Raw genomic sequence first — 21,086 nt, forward strand, 5'->3', positions numbered from 1 at the left:
ACCCAACGAGTAATTATATTATTGTTGATTAGGCAACATCAGATAACTGCCGTCTAAATCATTAAAATAGACTTTGTATTTTGATTTGGCCACCGGAATATCACCTCCACTAGCTCCGTTTGCAGTATATCCTGAAAAAGCAGTATCGCCTCCCCAGTTTACATCCCAGGCATTATTAGCTCTGAACTTTCCTTTTCCATCAAATAAACTGATCGTTAGTGTCCAGATGTGAGGATCAAATGTAGATTGAATCATATCAGTATCATCTCCCCAACCGGCTTCTGTTCCTGTTCTTGAAGAACCAATGAATCCAATAACACTATAATTCGTTGCTGCCGAAGCATCATAAGAAACTAAGGTGTAAGTCAAGGTTTGTGTATTCATAGTAAAAGTATAATAACCCGCCGTTGCAATGTTAAACGTTGCAGGATCAGCATCGGCATCTGTTCCTCTGTAGGCTAGAGTACCTGATGCGCCCATGCCATACATTGGTATCCAGCTTCCTAGAGATGAAATTACTTTGAAAGCACCTACTTTGAAATAACCCGTGTATTTATAAAGTTTTGGATTCGTTCCACTTCTGAATAAGGGTTGGTTTCCTTTGTTGGGATCCCAACCTGCAACGGTAGCATCTCCAACTAAATACCAGTCCGTAAATGCATAAGCGACTAAACCAGAATAAGTAGTAACACTAATTGTAATTGTTTCTTCCGTTTCCATTGGTACACCTCCGGAAACACTACATTTTAGCTTAACATCAAACAACTTTGCTGTTCCAGGTACTGCACCCAATTCAATTGCTGCTTGATTCAAACTTTTAACAGTTACCGCTGCTTGAGTCACATCATTCGTTGTTGCTAATGTTTGAGCGTTTGTAAAATCACCGTCTTTAACATCCATCATTAATGAATAAGTTACCACTACATCATTTGAATATTCTGCGGCAGTCCATGTGAATACATCTGCTTCATTATTAGCAGCTTCTTCGGTAAGAACATACTCTTTTCCTGTGGTAGGAAGGGTCATTTCGGGAGCTGAAACACTCTCAAGAATTGGTCTATTATCTACATCATCAGCATTACATGAAACTGCTAAGATGCTAATAAACGCGATTAAAATTTTAGATATATTTTTCAATTGTATCATTTTTATAAATTAAAAAATTAGTTTATGTAGCCTATATTTTGTTCCAATGTTGGATTTGCCTGAATAATTCTGGAAGGAATTGGCATTAAATCTCGGAACGATTCAGTAGCCGAACCATTTGCGGTACCACCTTTCCATTGCCAAATTTTACTTCCGCCAGTGAATTTTCCAAAACGAATTAAATCAGTTCTTCTGTGGCATTCCCAGAATAATTCTCTTCCTCTTTCGTCCAAAATAAAATCAAGAGTCAAATCGGATGCACTTATTGTTGCCGCATTTGCTCTATTACGCAGTTGATTGATATAACCTACAGCTGTTGTAATATTACCTGAAGCAGCACCTCTAACCGTTGCCTCGGCGTACATTAAATAAACATCTGACAATCGGTACATTGGAAAATCAGTATCTGGAATATCATTTCTTTGGGCTGCTGAACCGTCTGATTTTTTGTTGATGTATTTAGTAACAGCATAACCGTTTGTGAAAGTTCCTATATTTGCAATATCCAGAGTCTGACCTTCTGTATAAAAAGTACCTCGTTTATCAGCAGTTGCAGTGGCATCTGGAAAAAGTGAGACAAACTCTCTACGAGTTCTGATTCCCTGCCATCCTCCATCCATACCTCTAGAAGCTGCATCCATACTTCCTCCAATAGAGGCGTGCAAAATAAAACTCATACCACCACCCGTGGCTCTAATAGCATTTCCATCACTTACAATTGGGAAAATAAATTCATTTTGAGCTCCATTAGTGTTATTGTCAGCAGAGAATAAATAGTTGTAAGGAACATTAGCAAATGTATATCCTGAATTATTGATAATATCCCCACATAAAGTACCCGCTTCATCAAATCTCTCAGTTCCAGTATATACTTTAGCATTCAAATAAATTTGTGCTAATAGAAATTTTGCCGCTGTTTTATCGACTCTACCATATTCATTTGTTCTAGAATCGGCAAGGCTGTTGTCTAAGTCTTTTAGTTCCGATTCTATATAAGCAAAAACTTCTGCTCTTGTTTTTTGTTCTGGATAGAAAAAACCCACTGGATCATTTTCGGTAGTAATAGGTACATTTCCAAACAAATCCATCAAATTGTAATACGAAAAAGCTCTTAAAAAACGGGCTTCGGCTCTAAAAGTCGCAATTTCAGCTTTTAGGCTAGCATCTACACCTCTTGCCGCTAATTTCTCGTCTGTAGTTTGTCTTAAAAACTCATTGGAAACACTAATTTGGTAAAAAGCTCTCGAAAAAGTTCCGGCTAAAAATTCATTAGCAGGCGACCAGTTTTGCGTATTCATGGTTGGCAAAGCACCATCTGCCCAGGCAATAATAGCCTCGTCAGTAGGGAGTTCTTGCACTACAAACAGCAATCTTAAATAGCTGCTAAAATCGCCACCTATCCCTGCAATATCTGCCGCACCATCTCCGTCATTACCTCCCACATACAAACCTGCATACATTTTGGCTAATACTTGCTTATAAGAGGCTGGATCTTCAAAAAATGCTTCTGACAAAAACTCATCATCGTCTTTTGGGGTTACTTCCAAGTCGTTTGAACAGGAAGTAAGGGTCATATTCAATCCTAAAATCAATAGGAAAAAATAAGAGGTATATTTGAATATTATTTTCATTTTATTTCTTTTTTAAAAAATTGTTTTTCAGTTCGCTATTAAAAATTCGCATTCACTCCAAACAAGAAAGTTCTCGCTCTTGGGTACACATTATTGTCAATTCCATTGAATTTTTCTGGGTCTAATCCGTTGTATTTTGTTAGAACAAGAACGTTTTGAACTCCTGCTGTAAATCGTACTGCAGCAGTTTTCAACAGTTTTTTATCGAAGGTGTAGCCAATAGTAATATTTTCCAATTTTATAAAAGAAGCATCTTTTATATAGTAATCAGATAAGTATCTTGAGGTACCGTTATCTTCAAAAGTGAAACCGGTATTCAAGTAATCAGTACTTACATTAGACAAATCAGTTTGTCTTCTTAAACCTGCATCCGAATACCCTAAATTAGAACTCACGTTATCAAAAATATAGTTGCCTAAACTGGCTCTCCAGTTCATGGTAAAATCAAATTTTTTGTAGTTTACCGTTGAGAATACACCAAAAGTATAATCGGGTGCGGGTTTATTGTAGCGGTAACGATCAGCATCATCTATTTTTCCATCGTCGTTTCTGTCAACATAAGCACCTGCAATTGGTTTTTTGTTAGCATCATATAATTGTTCGTACACAAAGAAGGAGTTAGGTGTAAATCCTACCGAGTTAATTTGGATTTTATTTCCTCCGCCACCAGCGATATTATCTCCTGTAAAATACCCTTGAAAACCAGGAACTGTAATTCCTAATTGATCGATCTTTTGATCGATGTATGTGGCGTTGAAAGCTAAGTTCCAAGTCAAGTTATCATTTTTAACGATATCAGATTGAATATTAAATTCAACTCCTTTAGTTCGTACACTACCAATATTAAAGAAACCTTGATTTCTAATATTTGCTCCGTCAGGAACAGCAATTTCTGCTAATAAATCAGTCGATTTTTTATTAAAATAATTAATAGTTCCTGTAATTCTTTCATTTAAGAAACCAAAATCTACTCCTAAGTTTGTTTCGGCTAATTCTTCCCATTTGATATTTTCATTATATCCTTCTGGTCTAGCTGTTGCATAAATAGTGTTGCCAAAAATATATTGTGAACTAATTGTTCCTCGAGTTACTCTTTGTAAATAATCGTATTGAGCTGAAATATCTTGTTGCCCTGTAGTTCCGTAACCCACTCTTAATTTTAAACTTGATAATGTTTCATTGTCTTTTAAGAACGATTCTTCAGCAAGATTCCAGGCAAAGGCAGCTCCTGAAAAATTTCCCCAACGATTAGCTTCAGAAAAACGCGAAGTTCCATCTCGTCTATAATTTAATGTCAATAAATAACGACTGTCGTACCCTAAATTTAAACGACCAAAATAAGATTGTAGATTAATATCTGGATCTGTAATAACGTCTTCGTTTGGATTCGGTTGTCTGATTTCTCCAGTTTGGTATCTTTCTTTTTCAAACAGTTGGTAGTTATAACCCGCAGTAGCATCAATTTTAAACTTCCCTAAATCTTTAGTATAATTAAAGTAAGTATTCAAATTCTTATTTTGAAGCATATCAGTATAGCTGGAGTAATTCCCTAAGTTTACCCATTCCCCTGAAGTAAAAGCATTCGGCTGAAATCCTAGAGCGCTTTGATTGCTTACTTCAGTATATCCTTCGCTGTCAAATCTATCAATCCCTGCTTCTGCAACAACTCTTAAATCTTCAAAGAAATGCAATTTATAATCTAACCTAACATTTCCCCATTTTCTGGTAGATGTAGCTCTTCTTTCATCCTGATTTAATCTTGCTACTGGATTTCTAGCGGGTAATAAAGGTAAGTTTCCATTAGGTTCAAACCATTCGAAATAGCCACCATAACGAGAATTTGCATCATAAACAGCTTGAGTTGGATCAAAACTAATAGCACTTCCAATTACCGCTCCTTCATCTTGAAATTGATTTTTACCAAAGGACATGTTTCCGTTAATATCAATTCGTAAATGATTGTCGAATAAAACAGGATTTAGGGAGATAGATGTAGTTGTTCTTTCAAAAGAAGTGTTTCTTAATATCCCGGAATTATCAACATTTCCCACAGACAATCGTACTGGTAATTTATTAAACAAAGCACCACTCATAGATATGTTGTTGTTCATTGTCAATGAAGTGTGGAAAATTTCATCCTGCCAATTGGTATTTGCAGTTCCCATCAAGGCTTGTTGCTCAGCTGTTCCTCTTTCGTTTACAAAAGCACGAAACTGATCAGCACTTAAAACATCTACTTGATTGGCTACAGTATTTACACCTAACTGAGAGCTGAAATTTACTTTTATCCCCCCTTTTGTTCCTTTTTTAGTAGTAATTACAATTACCCCATTGGCAGCACGGGAACCATAAATTGCAGCAGCCGAAGCGTCTTTTAAAACCGTAAACGATTCAATATCATTTGGATCAATTGTAGAAAGAATACTGGTAGCTCCACTTGGCACAGTATTACTCAAAGGAAGTCCGTCTAATACAATTAAAGGCTCATTAGATGCTGATAAAGAAGAACCTCCACGGATTCTAATATCTGCTTTTGCTCCAGGAGCACCTCCACCCGTTACATTTACACCTGAAATACGACCACTAATTAAACTTTCTGGTGTTACATTTTGTCCTTTGTTAAACTCTTTTGAAGAAATTTGAGATACGGATCCTGTTGCATCTTTTTTCTTTACCGTACCATACCCCACTTGTACCACTACTTCTTTTAATTCATTAGAATCCTCTGCCAATACTATTCGGATATTTTGTCCAGTGGCAGCTACTTCCTTCGAAGTAAATCCAATAAAAGAAACCATCAATACTTGAGATTGACTTGATAAAGGCAAAGTAAAAGCACCGTTAACATCTGTAATTGTACCAACATTAGTTCCTTTAATTAGAACACTAGCTCCAATTAATGGTTCTCCTTTTTGATCTACTATGAGACCAGAAATTTTGTTAGTTGCATTTTGAGCAACTAGGTTTGGCATAATAAATAGTATGCTACACAATACTAAAATGTAATACATACTGTTTTTCATTTTGACCATAATTTTTTTGTTTTTGGTTGTTAATAATTTTGGTTTTATAAAATCGACATACACTTTAAACTCATCATCAAAGAGCCTTATTTCGATTTCGATAACGTAAAATTATATGGATTTAACAGCCTCAATTTTAGCAACAATAAAAATGTAGTTAATCCATTAATTATAAACTATTAAACATTTATATATCAGTAATTTATATATTTTATTTCTTAAAAAAAAGTAGTGAAAAAGTAGTGCAAAAAACTGAATTTTAGCTCTTTTTAGCCCTATTAGCAAATAGTTAGCTTAACAATCAAATAACTGTGCAATCAACAATTATTCATTCTATTATTTACATAATAAATAAATTAAGTTACGAATAAATACACACTTAATAAAATATTTCAACTAATTAAAATCAAAAAACATGAATAAAAAAACAGTATTAAAATTCATAAAAACAAGTATTTTGTTTTTAATAATAGCTACATAAGCTAAATTATGCTGATAGTAATTTTATACTGATAAATAGAAATACAAATGCTTCTAATAACGCGTTGGGTAAAATTGCTTTTGGATAATAAATTTTCGTCAGTTCGAGTGAATTTTGAGAAAATTTAGAATAAAAACGGTTCTATATTTGCCTGTGGCAGACAGTCATTTTTCACTTCATTTCATTACGAAAAAAACTCCAACTAACGTTTTTGATAATTTCACCCAACGGTTTATAATATTAAATTACTGGATGAAAAAAATACCATTTAAAAATATAAAATAATCCGATTTTTTGCTCCCTCTGTCATTGCGAAGGATGAAGCAACTTTGAAGAGGATCCAGGTGAGAAAAACAAAAAAAGGCTTTATATTTTTAAATGGCAATTACAATTGAACTCTTAAAAATTAACCATAAAAAAACCCTCAAATTACTTTGAGGGTTCCGTAATAAAAAACACAATTTTGATACTACTAACTTAACCAATTAAATAACCAAACTTTTCTATATTACGGTATTTTATTACTTCACTAAATCTATTTAACTTCAACAATACTAATTGCATAACCCCCACCTTGAGCTGAAAATTGGCTCAATTTAGATTTGTTAGTTACTTTTATTTTTCGAATGCTATAAGCTTGAGGATTGGTTTTATAATGAGCCTCTTTTGCGTCAGCATAAACCGTGGCTTCGTAATTTTTACCTTTTTCCAGAAAGTCAAATTTAATTGTTGAAACACGAGCTGTTTCGCCATTTACATTCCCTACAAACCAATTGTTAGTTCCTTTGGCTTTTCTTGCAACACTTATGTATTCTCCTGGTTCAGCTTCTAAATATTTACTATCGCTCCAGTCTACTGCAACATCCTTAATAAACTGAAAAGCATCGGCAAAACGATTGTAATTTTCAGGCAAATCGGCAGCCATTTGTAACGGACTATACATGGTTACATACAATGCCAATTGGTTAGCTAGAGTACTATTCAAATGCGAAGTATTTTCAGGATTTAATTTACTAATATCCATTTCAAAAATACCTGGCGTATAATCCATTGGACCTCCAATTAAACGGGTAAATGGTAATATGGTAACGTGGTTTGGTTTTGAGCCTCCAAAAGCCTGATATTCAGTTCCTCTGGCTGATTCATTTCCTATTAAATTAGGATAGGTTCTACAAATTCCTGTAGGACGAATAGCTTCGTGTGCATTGACCATAATTTTATAATCTGCTGCTTTTTCTACTGCATATTGGTAATGATTAACAGACCATTGATTGTAGTGATTTTCACCACGTGGAAGAATTGGCCCTACATAACCACTTTTTACAGCATCATAACCATTGTCTTTCATAAACTGGTAGGCTTTATCCATGTGGCGCTCATAATTGCGGGTAGAACCTGAGGTTTCATGGTGCATCATCATTTTTACACCTTTTGATTTTGCATATTCATGAATCCCTTTTACATCAAAATCTGGATACGGTGTTACAAAATCAAAAACATAATCTTTTGAATGTCCAAACCAATCTTCCCAACCTTCATTCCAACCTTCTACTAAAACGGCATCAAAACCATTCGACGCTGCAAAATCAATGTATTTTTTTACATTGGCAGTGTTTGCTCCGTGCTTGCCATTTGGTTTGGATTTAGCATAATCAGAAACTCCTAATTGTACCGTTGAAAAATCATCAGTATAAGCCCAAGAGCTTTTTCCCGTAATCATTTCCCACCAAACACCAACATATTTAACTGGTTTAATCCAGGAAGTATCTTCAATTTTACAAGGATCATTCAAATTTAAAGTCATTTTTGAAGCTAAAATTTCTGTAGCATCATCACTAACCATAATGGTTCTCCAAGGTGAATGATCTGGTGCTTGCATGTAGCCTTTATCCCCGTTAGCATCAGGCGTTAACCAAGACTCAAAAACCATGTTTTTATCATCCAGATTCAAGTGCATACACGAATAATTTATTAAGGCAGCTTCGTGTAAATTGATATACAACCCATCTGTGGTTTTCATCATTAAAGAAGTTTGAACGCCTGTAGGTGAAAACGTTTTTTGAGATACATTCTCAGTAGTGGCTTTAGTAGTCAAACCTCTAATTTGAGATAATTTTGAAGTGGTATAATCGTATTCCTGGGTGTCATAATCTCCTGGTAACCAGAAAGCGGTGTGATCTCCTGCCATAGCAAATTGAGAGCGCTCTTCTTTAATTACAAAATATGTCAGATTCTTTTGTGCAGGAAATTCATAACGAAATCCAAGTCCATCATCAAACAATCGAAAACGAATAATCAATTGTCTTTCAGTAACTTTTTGATTTAAGGTTACTACTAATTCGTTATAATGGTTGCGAATAGAGGCTACTTCTCCCCATACTGGTTTCCATGTTTCATCAAAAGTACTGGTCTTTGAATCTTTAATTGTAAAATCGTTCAATAATGATTTGGCATCATTTTTTAGTTCTATACCTAATTTACTTGGCTTGACAACAACTTTACCTTTGTAATTCAAACTGTAAACTGGTGTACCATCATTTTGCAAAGAAAACTCCATTTGCAATTTCTGATTTGGCGATTGTAACTGTTGTGCAAAAATGGTATTAACTAATGCGAAACAGCACAGCGTTAATAAATAAAAATACTTCATTTGGTTCTGTTAATAGATTAATAAATTGCTTTAAAAGCATTCGATAACCAAATTTATATTGATTTTATTCTCCTAATTTTCATTAATAAAAAATGGTAGTCAAAAACAACATAAAAACAACACAAACAATTGATTTTAAGTGATTTAATTTGTTTTTTAGAACTAAAAAAAGTAGTAAATCTGTAGTTTATAAAAACAATAATAAACCTTAAAAAGAGAACAGAAGCTACAATTACAAAAGTAAATTACTTATTTATTGACCCGATACGCATCACATTTGCCTCAAATTCATCACGAGGTCCCAAAGCTTTGTTTCTTAATTTAGTTCTGTAATTATAAATTGTAGATAGAGAATAGCGTAAAAATTCAGCTATTTTTACACTGTCTGAAATTCCTAAACGGATTAAAGCAAAAATTCGCAACTCGGTATTCATTAACTCGCCTTGTTTCAATTTTATATCTTCATTGTCTATCAATAAAGCATTGAAATCTTCAATAAAATTTGGAAAAAGCAATAAGAAAGTCTTGTCAAAATTATGATAGAAATCTTTTAGTTCTTCTTCTATAAATTCTTTGGATTTAATCACTTTTACCAATTCGGCAGTTTTTCCACTCATGACAATTACATTCAATTTTCGTCTGTATTCATCTAATTTGCTGATATAAACAGAACATTGATCCATGTAGCGACCGATGTAAATTTCTTTTACAAGATTGGCTTCTTTCAGCGTATTATTGGTATCATTTAGCTTTTCGTTAAACAAATGCAACTCATTATTAAGCGCGATTAATTGAGAGTTTGCAGAACTAATTTCTTGTTTTGCTTTAGATAAAGTCTTCATTTGTTTGAATAATAAAAACAAAACAACCATTAAAAACAAAGACAAAATACTCGCACATATTAAAAACAAAATTAATTGTTTTCTATTTGTATCATTTTGTTTTTGATAAGCTTCATTGATAATAGGCATCATCTTAGAAATTTCGAATGTTCTTAAACGAGCATTGCAAAAGAGTGCGTCTTCAAGTGTTCTTTTTGTATATTTATAAGCTCGATCTATATCACCTTCTTCATATAAAATATAGGCTAATGAACGAAGCGAAATGTATTCTTTTTTTTCTAATTGCAAGTCGGAGATCGCCGAAAGAATTAACCATTTTTTCTCTTTTTCGTACTCTTTTTTGTGTTGATGTGCTTGCGAAATAATATAAGCAACGACAGCTTTATCAGGATTATTTTTGTCCATTTTAGAAAAATAATCACTTAGTAAACGAATAATTTCATCGTACTTTTTATTTTGAAAAAGCTTGTTAGATTGATGAATAATAAAAGGTTCTGAATTTTTAGGATAAAAATAATAGCTCGAATCTCTATATTGCTGCGTTAATTCTAAGTAGTTATTTTTTTCTTGTGATGTAGCTGCAAAATCAGACATTGAAAGATAAAGTGTGCTACAAACGCCAAAATAGGCACCTTTAATTTCAGGTGTAGCATTAATATCTATTTTATTTAACACATCTGTTGCTTCCTTATACATCCCTAAAGTTCCCATTGTGGAAGAAAGGTTTAATTTAGAGATATTAATTTTTGATAAATCATTTAATTCATCTGCAATTTTCATGCTTTTCTTAGCATAATTTAAAGCAGAATCCGATTGATAAAATTTATATTCTCCATATAATTTTTCGTAAATTTCATATTGATGAAACTTTGTGGAGGTAAGTTTCAACAAACTGCGGAGTTTATTGATTTCAGTTTCTTTTTTATTACGATAAAATTCGCTTTTGTCTAAAGTAGTATCCAATTCATTTAATAATGAATCGATTTCCACTTGAGAAAAAAGAAATAATGGAAAAAAAACAACAAGGATGGAAGTCCAAAATTTAAGCATTGTAAAGATTTTAGTTGTATGTTAAATTAAAACTAATTTATTAAATATTTCACATTTAAGTTCTTTTTTTTAACTCTAGAAAAACCTTTTTTATAAAAAAAGTAATTCTGCTTGCATTTTTGATATTATCTAAAGAGATATGAGATTCCGATAGAACCATAAAAATAACCTGTCATTTTTTCTGATTTTAATTCTTTTCCTCTGTAAACAAATGCATAAGAAAGATTCAAATTATTTTTTCGATACCTCAAACCTGCTTCTCCATTAAACCGGAAAGGCATAATAGCAAAAGTTACTGGACTATTATCATCAAAAAGACCGCCTTGTATGGTGGCATCATAAACTTGATAATTAAAATAAGGGGCTAGGTAAAAATAAAATTCGTTTGTCGAAAAACTTTTATCCTTACTCAAGGAAGCACCGTAAAAATTAGAATCCGAAAGAGCAACTAATTTTTTGATCCCAATTCTAGTAACAAAACCCGTTGAAAATGATGTAAATATAGTTCCCAATTTTGCTTCTGCCTGCCATTGAAAATCGATTCTTTCACTATTAATTGTACCTAAAAAAGGTTTGGCAATCATGGCATACAGTTGTATTGACAAGGCATTTTCAATTTGGTAATCCCATTCATCAAAAGCAGTGTAGTTAAACAAGCGGTGTGTACTTGATTGTACTTTGTCAGCAAAAGAATTAGGGCCAACGTAACCTATTTGGGCATACTTTTTTAAAACGGTTTGATTGGTGTAAAAATTAGTATTCCCAAATTCGCCAAAAAGATAACCCGCAAAAGGTCTGTCAAACATTTCTTCTCCATCCCTGTAAATATAACGAGGGCTATACATGTATTGCCCTAATTTAATCTGATTTACTTGTTTTAGGAGTTTTGGTTTCTCTTTTTTTGATAAATAACGATAGAAAATTTCTAATCCATTAGTATAATATTGATCATTTTTAGAAGAAGTATACAAATCATTTTCAGTAACAATACCTATTTCAATATTCGAATTTTGGCTTAGTACATTAGCCGAAAACAACAAGAATAAATAGATAAAAAGTACTGTTTTTGATTGCATCTAATACTCAATTTTGCCTACTGTACGCATGACACGCACAATTTTATCTTTTCTTTTATTGACATAAGAAGAAGAACTTGTTGCTGTATATTTTCTAGGACTAGGTAAAATTGCTGCAATTCCGGCGGCTTGTCTTGGAGTTAAATTAGCCGCATCTTTACGGTACCAATGTTCGGCGGCTGCTTGGGCTCCATAAACGCCATTTCCCATTTCGATACTATTAAGATAGACTTCCATGATGCGTTCTTTTCCCCAAATAAACTCAATTAAAACTGTAAAATAAGCTTCCAGACCTTTTCTCACATAACTTCTACCCTGCCACAGAAAAACATTTTTAGCCGTTTGTTGAGAAATCGTGCTTCCACCTTTTATTCTTCGACCTCTTTCGTTGTTTTTATAGGCTTTTTGCATGGCTGCAAAATCAAAACCATTATGAGAAAGAAAAGTTCCGTCTTCGCTGGCAATTACAGCTTTTTGTAGATTAATGGAAATATTCTCCAGCGGTTCCCAATCATGATTGAAATAAACCGGCTTGCCTGCCGCTGTATTTTCTATAGCACGAATGAGCATCAACGGAGTAAAAGGTACTGGAACAAACTTAAAAAAGACTACTAAAAAGAAAGAAATCCCAATAAACCACAAAACTATTTTAAATAAAATAATTCTTAATCGATTCATAAAACTGGGAGAAGTTTTCTTTACAGGTCTTTTATTTGGAGTAATTTTTGTCGCCATTATTGGTATGCTCTTAATGCTGTCTTTTTTACTTTATTGGGTAATTGGTAGTTGAAAATCCAAATTGGAAATTTAGAATCTTAGATGAAGTAAAAATACTTTTTTTAATTATTCATTCAATGAAATTCTCATTATTTCTAATTCATTTTAAATCGAACTATAAATCATTTGCAAAACACAACCCCTTTTTTCCTTGTTAAGAACCCAAAGAAGCAATCATAAATTAGCTATTTTTATACTTCTAAAATAAATCAAAGTCTCAAAACAAAAAAACGTTATAATTTCAAAAATAAAAATGGGAAACAAAAACAGTAATATTCCTGTAAAAGTATTTATAAGTTATATGATTCTAGTGTCGCTTGTTGCAGGTGTAGGCTGGATTTTATACACTGAAAATGTAGACTATTCGAAAATTGAAAGCAAAATAGCTTTCGAAAAAAACAAAGTTTTAAAGATAAGCCAACTCTTTTCGAATGTGTATAAAGCAGAAAGCTTAGCCCGAAAAACAATTCAGTCCAATTCCGAATCCGATTATAAAGATTACATCCAGGAAAATAATTCTTTACAGACAAGAATTGGTTCTTTAAAAAAAACACTTTCCAGCCAATATCAAATCAAATTATTGGACAGCGTGATGGTTTTGCTTACCGAAAAAACGCATAACATCAAACAGCTTAAAGCCATAAAAAACAAAACTTCTGATGAAGTTTCAGTTAACAATGCTATCGAAGAATTAACCCAATTAGAGTTTTCACTTAGCAAATTAAAACTACAAGATTTTACTAAAAACCCAGAAAGTTTAAGTAGTTATCAACGAAATGTTTTACAAAATTATATCGATTATCTCAATCAAAATATTCCCGATGATACCAGCAATACACTAACTAAAAAAGAAACCGATTCTATCTTATCAGCCTCAAAAAGGTTATTGAGCAAAGTAAAACTGGAAACCGAAAAGAAAAAAGAATCCCTAAGTATTCAAGAAAGCAAACTGCTAACTAATGAACTTTTAATTTCTGACCAGCTTAGAAAAGTACTTCGTGTTATTGAACAAGAAATTCTTACTTCTTCGATAAAAAACAATAATGAAAAAGAAAAATCATTAAAAAAAATCAACCAAATTGTTACCTACGCAGCTGTTCTAGGTTTGTTATTAACTATTGTTTTTTCGATTTTAATTACTAGTGATTTTTCAAAAACACAATCGTATAAAAAACAACTGGAAATTGCCAATTTTAAAACTCAAAACTTACTTAAAAGCAGAGAACAGCTCATATCTACCGTAAGTCACGATCTAAAAACACCATTGAGTACCATTGTGGGTTATACCGAATTATTAGGGAATTCGACATTAACCAGCAAGCAATCGTATTTTACTAACAATATTAAAAATTCATCGGAGTATATTTCGAGATTAGTTCAGGATTTATTGGACTTTTCGCAAATTGAGGCTGGGAAAATTAGCTTAGAAAAAAGTCCTTTTTCTTTAGCCGAAACCATAAAAGAAGTAGCGACAAATTTGCAATCGGTTTACCAACAAAAAAAAATAAATTTACAAATTTCGATTGATAAAAAACTCAATCAGCCCATTATTGGCGATGTTTTTCGATTAAAACAAGTGTTAATAAATATCATTGGAAATGCGTATAAATTTACTCCAGAAGGTTATATAAAAATAACTGCAACTCTAAATTCTAATAAAAATAAAGCCTTTATAACCATTGAAGATTCAGGAATTGGAATTGAAAAAGAAAGTCAGGATTTAGTTTTTGAAGAATTTGCCCAAGCCAATGAAACTATCGAAAAAAAATATGGCGGAACAGGTTTAGGATTAGCTATTTCTAAAAAAATTATTGCTCTTTTAGGCGGCGAATTGTCGCTAAAAAATAGTTCTAAAGAAGGAAGTTGTTTCGAAATAATTTTAGATTTAATCTTTGATGAAGAGGGGGAAATTGAAGAAACAACCACATCGTTTTACACACCGATTCATCAAAACAAAACCATTGTTGTGGTAGATGACGATCCCGATTTATTGCAACTCACCACCGAAGTTTTAAAACAATATTATAACGTAATTTCGTTTTCGAATGCTATACAAGCTTTACAAACTATGGCTTTTGAACATTATGATGTATTGATAACGGATATTCAAATGCCTGTAAAAGATGGTTTTGAGTTTATTAAAGAATTGAAAAAAAAGAAAAAAAATTACAACAATCAACCACTTATTGCGGTAACTGGAAGAGCCGATTTAACTGAGGATATTTACATCAATGCGGGATTTACAGCCGTGCTTAAAAAGCCGTTTATGCCTAACATTTTATTGCAAACTCTTGATGCCATTTTAAACAAAACAACACTTCCTGTTCAAGAAAATGAAGTTCAGAAATCTAAAAATCCAGAAGATCTTTTTACGTTAGATTCTTTGAATTTATTCTTAAAAAACGACAAAGAAGCGATAAAAACTGTTCTTCAATCGTTCATAACATCAACTAATTCGAATCTTTTTGTTTTGGAAAATAGCATTCGAACATTGGAACACGAAAAAATAAAACAAGTAGCACACAAAATGGCACCAATGTTCAAACAAATTCAAGCCAATGAAATTGCGGTTATTTTAAATTCATTAGAATTACAAGACCACAACGAGGCGGAATTAGCAAGTTATTTTTCTAACTTGAAATCTAAAATCGCAACCTTATTTATTGCACTCGAAAAAGTGATTTATTGAATATCGTACAATTTGAGTTTGTTGTACAAAGTTTTTCGGGTGATTTTCAACAATTTTGCCGCTTCCGATTTGTTGTTTTTGGTCTTAAACAAAGCATTTTCGATAGCTTCTTTTTCATTTTCTGACAAAGAAAAAGAATCTATTTTGCCCCTGTTTTCCTGAAAAAATTCCACAGGCAAAACGGCACTTTCTATAAAATCACCTTGGGTAAGCAAGGTAGCACGTTTAACACAATTTTGTAATTCTCTTAAATTTCCGGGCCAATCGTAATTTTGAAAAATAGTCACTACTTCTTTAGAAAAACCGATTACCTCTTTATGCAATTGCGTATTGGCTTTTTCTAAAAAGAAATCGGCAAATAAGATCAAATCTTCTTCCCTTTCAGCAAGTGAAGGCGAATGAATGGAGAATTCATTGATTCGATGGTACAAATCTTCTCTGAAATCGCCATTTTTAACTGCTTCACGCAAATCTTCATTAGTTGCAGTAATAATTCGGATATCAACCTCAATTTCTGTATTACTCCCAACTGGTTTTATTTTGCGTTCCTGCAAAGCGCGCAGCAATTGAATTTGATTTTCATAAGACAAATTTCCTATTTCATCTAGAAAGAGTGTTCCTCCATTAGCCGCTTCAAAATAACCTATTTTATCTGAAATAGCTCCTGTAAAAGATCCTTTTAAGTGTCCAAAAAACTCGCTTGCAGCCAGCTCCTTAGGAATAGCTCCACAATCTACCGCTATAAAATTATTCTCTTTTCGACGACTTTGTTGATGGATGCTTTGAGCAATTATTTCTTTTCCAGTCCCACTTTCTCCTATAATTAAAACCGATATATCTGTTGGACTTACTAATTTTATATGCTCGGCTAATTTCTTAGAAGCTGGAGAAATTCCCTGAACATATTCGAGTGTTGGAGTTTGTTTAACCGCTTTTTTAGTTGATTTTCGAATTGGATTTGCTTCAATTTCTATTGCAAGAGCATTAGAAATAACCATTAAAACCTCATCAGGATTAAAGGGTTTCGAAATATAATCGGAAGCGCCATTTTTAATGGCTTTAACAGCTGTACTCACTTCAGAATAACCAGTCATTAAAACCACGGGAATAGTTGGAAAACCTGCTTTAAATTCTGCTAACAATTCGATACCATCTGCATCAGGTAGTCGTAAATCGGTCAAAATCAAATTAAATGTTTCGTTTTGAATTGCCAAGCGAGCCTCAGCTGCAGAAAAAGCAATGCTAACCGTATAATCATTTTTGGTTAGAAATTTCTCCAATAATTTACAAAACGAAATATCATCTTCAATAATTAAAATTTTCGACATCACACAGGCACTTTTTATGCTAAATTAAGGCTAAAATTATTGTATTTTCATAAAATTATGCAAAAAAAGAAGGTTGCCCTCCCGAACAACCTTCTTTACAAACAATAAGCAAATTCGCGTGCTTATTTTTTTAACCAGTTCCCATCAACATCTGTAAAAACAGTAGCTGTTTGGTCTTTAACTGCAATTTCTAACTTGTATTCTTTTTTCTCATTTACATAAGCTTTAGACAACACAGCATCTGGATAGGATTTTTTTAAAGCTTCAACTACAACTGTTGGTACATCTTCTGCTTTAATTTCTGTATATTCCTCTGTTGCTGGAGCTACTTGCTCTGTAGGAGTTGTATTCTCTTCTTGCGCCTGAGCATTTATTGTTGATAAACCTCCTAATAAAATTGCGGCTGATAAAATTACTTTTTTCATGATGTTATATTTTAATTATTTTGAATCCATTTTCCTGTTTCGTCAGCATATAAAGCACCTTCTTTATCACCAACTTTAACTTGTAATTGGTACTCTTTTTTAGCATTTACAGCTGCTTTATTTAAAACTGCGTCTGGAAATGCTTTTTTTAATGCTTCTGTTACTGCAGCTGGAACTTCTTCTGTTTTAACTTCAGTATAGGCATCTACTTCCTGAGCTACTGTAGCCTGTTCTGCTGGAGCGGCTTCTGCTGCTGGAGTTGCTTGCTCAGTTGGAGTTGTTTGTTCAACTGGAGTTGCATTTTCTTCTTGCGCTTGAGCATTCATTGTGGTTAAACTTCCTAATACAATTGCGGCTGATAAAATTAATTTTTTCATAATGTGTTTATTTAAATTGTTATTGATGTTTTACACTTATGACAATGAAATTATTGTACCAGTATTTTTTTGGAATGCCAAAAAAACAAAAATACACTGATTTACAGTGTATTAAAAAATAAACATAATTTTGTATACACTGTAAAGCTGTGTAAAATGAGAACAAATTGTATCCTTTTTACACACTTTGACCCACAAAAAAAGCCGCACATCACTGTACGGCCTTTAATTTTATCGTTAAAAAACTTTATTCTGGATCATTCATTTTAAAAGTATCCATAAAAGCAGTGGTATAATCACCCGCTATATAACGAGGATCATCCATTAATTGTCTGTGAAAAGGGATTGTAGTTTTGATTCCTTCGATTACAAATTCGTCCAATGCTCTTCTCATTTTACTTATTGCTTCTTCACGAGTTTGAGCAGTAGTAATCAATTTTGCGATCATCGAATCGTAATTTGGTGGGATGGTATAACCTGAATATACGTGAGTATCTAAACGTACACCGTGACCTCCTGGCATGTGCAATGTAGTAATTTTTCCTGGCGAAGGTCTAAATTCATTGTATGGATCTTCGGCATTAATACGACATTCGATAGCGTGTAACTGTGGTAAATAGTTTTTTCCTGAAATTGGAATTCCAGCCGCTACCATAATTTGCTCACGAATTAAATCGTAATCAATTACTTGTTCCGTAATAGGATGTTCCACCTGAATACGCGTATTCATTTCCATGAAATAGAAATTACGGTGTTTATCTACTAAAAATTCTACTGTTCCAGCTCCTTCATATTTTATATATTCGGCGGCTTTAACTGCTGCTTCTCCCATTGCTTGACGCAATTCGTCTGTCATAAATGGAGAAGGCGTTTCTTCTGTTAATTTTTGATGACGTCTTTGTACCGAGCAATCTCTTTCAGAAAGATGACAAGCTTTTCCATAAGAATCACCTACAACCTGGATTTCGATATGACGTGGCTCTTCAATTAATTTTTCAAGATACATACCATCGTTACCAAAAGCAGCAGCTGATTCTTGACGAGCACCTTCCCAAGCTTTTAACAAATCTTCTTCTTTCCAAACAGCACGCATTCCTTTACCACCACCTCCAGCGGTAGCTTTTAGCATTACAGGAAAACCAAATTCTCTAGAAAGTTGTAATGCCTGTTCGTAAGATTCTAAAATACCAACCGAACCAGGTACACATGGAACACCAGCTTCAATCATAGTAGATTTTGCAGAAGCTTTGTCTCCCATTCTGTCAATCATTTCAGGCGCAGCTCCAATGAACTTAATACCGTGTTCTTGACAAATTTTTGAAAATTTAGAATTTTCAGAAAGGAAACCGTACCCTGGATGAATTGCATCAGCGTTGGTAATTTCGGCTGCAGCAATAATATTTGACATTTTCAAATAGGATAAGTTGCTTGGCGGAGGTCCAATACAAACCGCTTCGTCAGCAAACTTTACATGCAAACTTTCTGCATCTGCGGTAGAATAAACCGCAACTGTTTTAATGCCCATTTCTTTGCAAGTTCTAATTACACGAAGTGCAATTTCTCCTCTATTTGCAATTAATATTTTTTTAAACATCTTTTAAAAATTAGAAGTTAGAAGTTAGAAATTAGAAGTCAAGAATGCAATTGATTTGAATCTAAATATTGATTAAGGTTCAAATTTGCAATCTAAAATCTGTAATCTAAAATCTTAAATTTATGATGGATCTACTAAGAATAATGGTTGATCAAATTCAACTGGAGACATATCATCAACTAATATTTTAACGATTTTTCCAGAAATTTCAGATTCGATTTCATTAAATAATTTCATCGCTTCTACAACACAAAGTACATCACCTTTAGCAATTGAAGTTCCTACTTCAACAAACATTGGTTTGTCTGGAGAAGGTTTTCTATAAAAAGTACCAATCATTGGTGATTTTATAGTAATAAATTTTGAGTCTTCAGCTACTGGAGCTGCTGCAACTGGTGGAGCTGCTGCAACTGGAGCTGCTGCTATAACTTGTTGTGCTGGTGCCTGAGCTGGCATTTGTTGTACATAAGTAAGCTCTGGAGCACTGCTTTCTAATGTTGTTCTAATGGTAATTTTAACATCATCCATTTCTAACTTTACCTCAGCAACACCAGAATTAGATACAAATTTGATTAGGTTCTGAATTTCTTTTAAATCCATAATATTTGTGATTTTAGTTTAAATTTATTTTTTGTCGTATGCCCATTTTAGATAAATAGAACCCCAAGTGAATCCTCCTCCAAATGCAGCAAAAATAATAGTATCTCCTTTTTTAAACAAATGTTCAAAATCATTTAAAACTAGAGGCAAGGTTGCTGATGTGGTATTTCCATATCTTTCGATATTCATTAAAACCTTAGATTCCTCTAAATTCATTCGGTTTGCAGTAGCGTCAATGATACGCTTATTAGCCTGATGCGGAACTAAATAATTAACATCTTCGTTAGTCAGATTGTTTCTTTTTAGGATTTGTTCACTTGCATCGGCCATATTAGTTACAGCATATTTAAATACTGTTTTTCCATCTTGTCTAATACTATGTCTTTTTTCCTCTACAGTTTGAATAGTTGTAGGATGAAGTGATCCTCCTGCATCAATTTTCAAAAAATCACGACCTATACCATCACTTCTTAAATATTCGTCCTGTAATCCTAAGCCTTCAAAATTAGGCTCGAATAGCACAGCTCCTGCTCCATCTCCAAATATGATACAGGTTGTTCTATCCGTATAATCAACTATAGATGACATTTTATCGGCACCAATTAACAATACCTTTTTATATCTACCTGATTCGATGTATGCTGCTGCAGTAGACATTCCGTATAAAAAACTAGAACAAGCCGCTTGCAAATCGTAAGCAAAGGCGTTTGTAGCACCTATTTGGGTAGCAACATAAGCTCCCGTTGCTGAAACTTGCATGTCTGGTGTGGCTGTTGCCATTAAAACCAAATCAATTTCTAAAGGATTTATGTTAGCTTTAGCGATTAAATCTGCAGCTGCTTTTATTGCTAAATAAGAGGTTCCTTTATCAGCATCTTTCAAAATCCTTCTTTCTTTTATTCCTGTACGCGAAGTAATCCATTCGTCGTTTGTGTCCACCATGGTTTCCAGAACTTGGTTTGTAAGCACAAAATCTGGAACATAAGCTCCAACTGCAGTAATTGCGGCCGTAATTTTATTCATTTTATTCGGATATTTTCCCTTCTATTACTATACAAAAGGAAACGTTTAAAAAGGGGTTAAAAATACAAAAAAAATCTAAACCCTTTATCTTTAAAAACTTCTTATTTAACGAAAATCATAAACAACAAAAAACTCTCACATAGTGTGAGAGTTCTCGTGTTTTCTATAAAAACGTATTATGCAAAAGTAGCTTCTGACTTATCAATAACCACTTGTCCTCTGTAATACATTTTCCCTTCGTGCCAGTAAGCTCTGTGGTATAAATGTGCTTCTCCAGTAATAGGACAAGTAGCGATTTGTGCTACTGTAGCTTTATAATGTGTTCTTCTCTTATCTCTTCTTGTTTTCGAGATTTTTCTTTTAGGATGTGCCAT

15 protein-coding genes are annotated in these 21,086 nt (G+C 33.2%); 1 reads left to right on the forward strand and 14 read right to left on the reverse strand.

The window, feature by feature from the left end; all coding sequences use genetic code 11:
- Window positions 1-18 precede the first annotated feature (18 nt).
- From AAGV28_RS04310 to mtgA, 7 genes are all read right to left on the reverse strand, one after another.
- On the reverse strand, window positions 19-1,137 hold the full coding sequence (locus tag AAGV28_RS04310; RefSeq protein ID WP_373405589.1) for a SusE domain-containing protein: 1,119 nt from the start codon (window positions 1,135-1,137) through the stop codon (window positions 19-21).
- 26 nt (window positions 1,138-1,163) lie between these two features.
- Window positions 1,164-2,777, reverse strand: coding sequence for a RagB/SusD family nutrient uptake outer membrane protein (locus tag AAGV28_RS04315; protein ID WP_373405590.1), 1,614 nt, complete (start codon window positions 2,775-2,777; stop codon window positions 1,164-1,166).
- A gap of 38 nt (window positions 2,778-2,815) precedes the next feature.
- Window positions 2,816-5,800, reverse strand: a complete 2,985-nt coding sequence (locus AAGV28_RS04320; RefSeq protein ID WP_373405591.1) for a SusC/RagA family TonB-linked outer membrane protein — start codon at window positions 5,798-5,800, stop codon at window positions 2,816-2,818.
- A 1,016-nt stretch (window positions 5,801-6,816) separates the two neighbouring features.
- Window positions 6,817-8,931 (reverse strand): glycoside hydrolase family 97 protein, encoded by a 2,115-nt coding sequence (locus AAGV28_RS04325; RefSeq protein ID WP_373405592.1) that lies wholly within the window; start codon window positions 8,929-8,931, stop codon window positions 6,817-6,819.
- A gap of 245 nt (window positions 8,932-9,176) precedes the next feature.
- Window positions 9,177-10,823 (reverse strand): DUF6377 domain-containing protein, encoded by a 1,647-nt coding sequence (locus tag AAGV28_RS04330; RefSeq protein WP_373405593.1) that lies wholly within the window; start codon window positions 10,821-10,823, stop codon window positions 9,177-9,179.
- Window positions 10,824-10,948: 125 nt separating this feature from the next.
- The gene (locus tag AAGV28_RS04335) at window positions 10,949-11,899 is read right to left on the reverse strand and encodes a lipid A deacylase LpxR family protein (RefSeq protein ID WP_373405594.1); all 951 of its coding nucleotides are present in this window, start codon (window positions 11,897-11,899) and stop codon (window positions 10,949-10,951) included.
- Window positions 11,900-12,634 carry a monofunctional biosynthetic peptidoglycan transglycosylase gene (gene mtgA, locus AAGV28_RS04340; protein ID WP_373405595.1) on the reverse strand — a complete coding sequence of 245 codons (735 nt, stop codon included), beginning with the start codon at window positions 12,632-12,634 and terminating at the stop codon, window positions 11,900-11,902. It abuts the gene before it with no gap.
- Between the two features lie 295 nt (window positions 12,635-12,929).
- On the opposite strand from mtgA, the gene AAGV28_RS04345 reads away from it, so the two are divergent.
- Window positions 12,930-15,365, forward strand: coding sequence for a hybrid sensor histidine kinase/response regulator (locus AAGV28_RS04345; RefSeq protein ID WP_373405596.1), 2,436 nt, complete (start codon window positions 12,930-12,932; stop codon window positions 15,363-15,365).
- On the opposite strand, the gene AAGV28_RS04350 is transcribed toward AAGV28_RS04345, so the two are convergent.
- The 7 genes from AAGV28_RS04350 to rpmF all read right to left on the reverse strand — a co-directional run bounded on the left by AAGV28_RS04350 (window position 15,359) and on the right by rpmF (window position 21,086).
- A complete protein-coding gene (locus AAGV28_RS04350; protein ID WP_373405597.1) occupies window positions 15,359-16,693 on the reverse strand; it encodes a sigma-54-dependent transcriptional regulator in 1,335 nt (444 codons plus the stop codon). The two genes, AAGV28_RS04345 and AAGV28_RS04350, sit on opposite strands and share 7 nt — an antisense overlap.
- Window positions 16,694-16,815: 122 nt before the next feature.
- Entirely contained in the window at window positions 16,816-17,118 is a 303-nt protein-coding gene (locus AAGV28_RS04355) for a hypothetical protein (RefSeq protein ID WP_373405598.1), read from the reverse strand.
- A gap of 11 nt (window positions 17,119-17,129) precedes the next feature.
- Entirely contained in the window at window positions 17,130-17,495 is a 366-nt protein-coding gene (locus AAGV28_RS04360) for a hypothetical protein (RefSeq protein ID WP_373405599.1), read from the reverse strand.
- Window positions 17,496-17,742: 247 nt separating this feature from the next.
- Window positions 17,743-19,089, reverse strand: a complete 1,347-nt coding sequence (accC, locus tag AAGV28_RS04365; protein ID WP_373405600.1) for an acetyl-CoA carboxylase biotin carboxylase subunit — start codon at window positions 19,087-19,089, stop codon at window positions 17,743-17,745.
- 120 nt (window positions 19,090-19,209) lie between these two features.
- Complete coding sequence (gene accB / locus AAGV28_RS04370; RefSeq protein ID WP_373405601.1) at window positions 19,210-19,689, reverse strand: acetyl-CoA carboxylase biotin carboxyl carrier protein; 480 nt, start codon at window positions 19,687-19,689, stop codon at window positions 19,210-19,212.
- A 24-nt stretch (window positions 19,690-19,713) separates the two neighbouring features.
- Window positions 19,714-20,712 (reverse strand): beta-ketoacyl-ACP synthase III, encoded by a 999-nt coding sequence (locus AAGV28_RS04375; protein WP_373405602.1) that lies wholly within the window; start codon window positions 20,710-20,712, stop codon window positions 19,714-19,716.
- Between the two features lie 176 nt (window positions 20,713-20,888).
- Window positions 20,889-21,086 carry a 50S ribosomal protein L32 gene (rpmF, locus tag AAGV28_RS04380; protein WP_073242095.1) on the reverse strand — a complete coding sequence of 66 codons (198 nt, stop codon included), beginning with the start codon at window positions 21,084-21,086 and terminating at the stop codon, window positions 20,889-20,891.

Origin of the sequence: Flavobacterium zubiriense (assembly GCF_041729725.1) — a bacterium.
Classification (GTDB): Bacteria; Bacteroidota; Bacteroidia; order Flavobacteriales; family Flavobacteriaceae; genus Flavobacterium; species Flavobacterium zubiriense.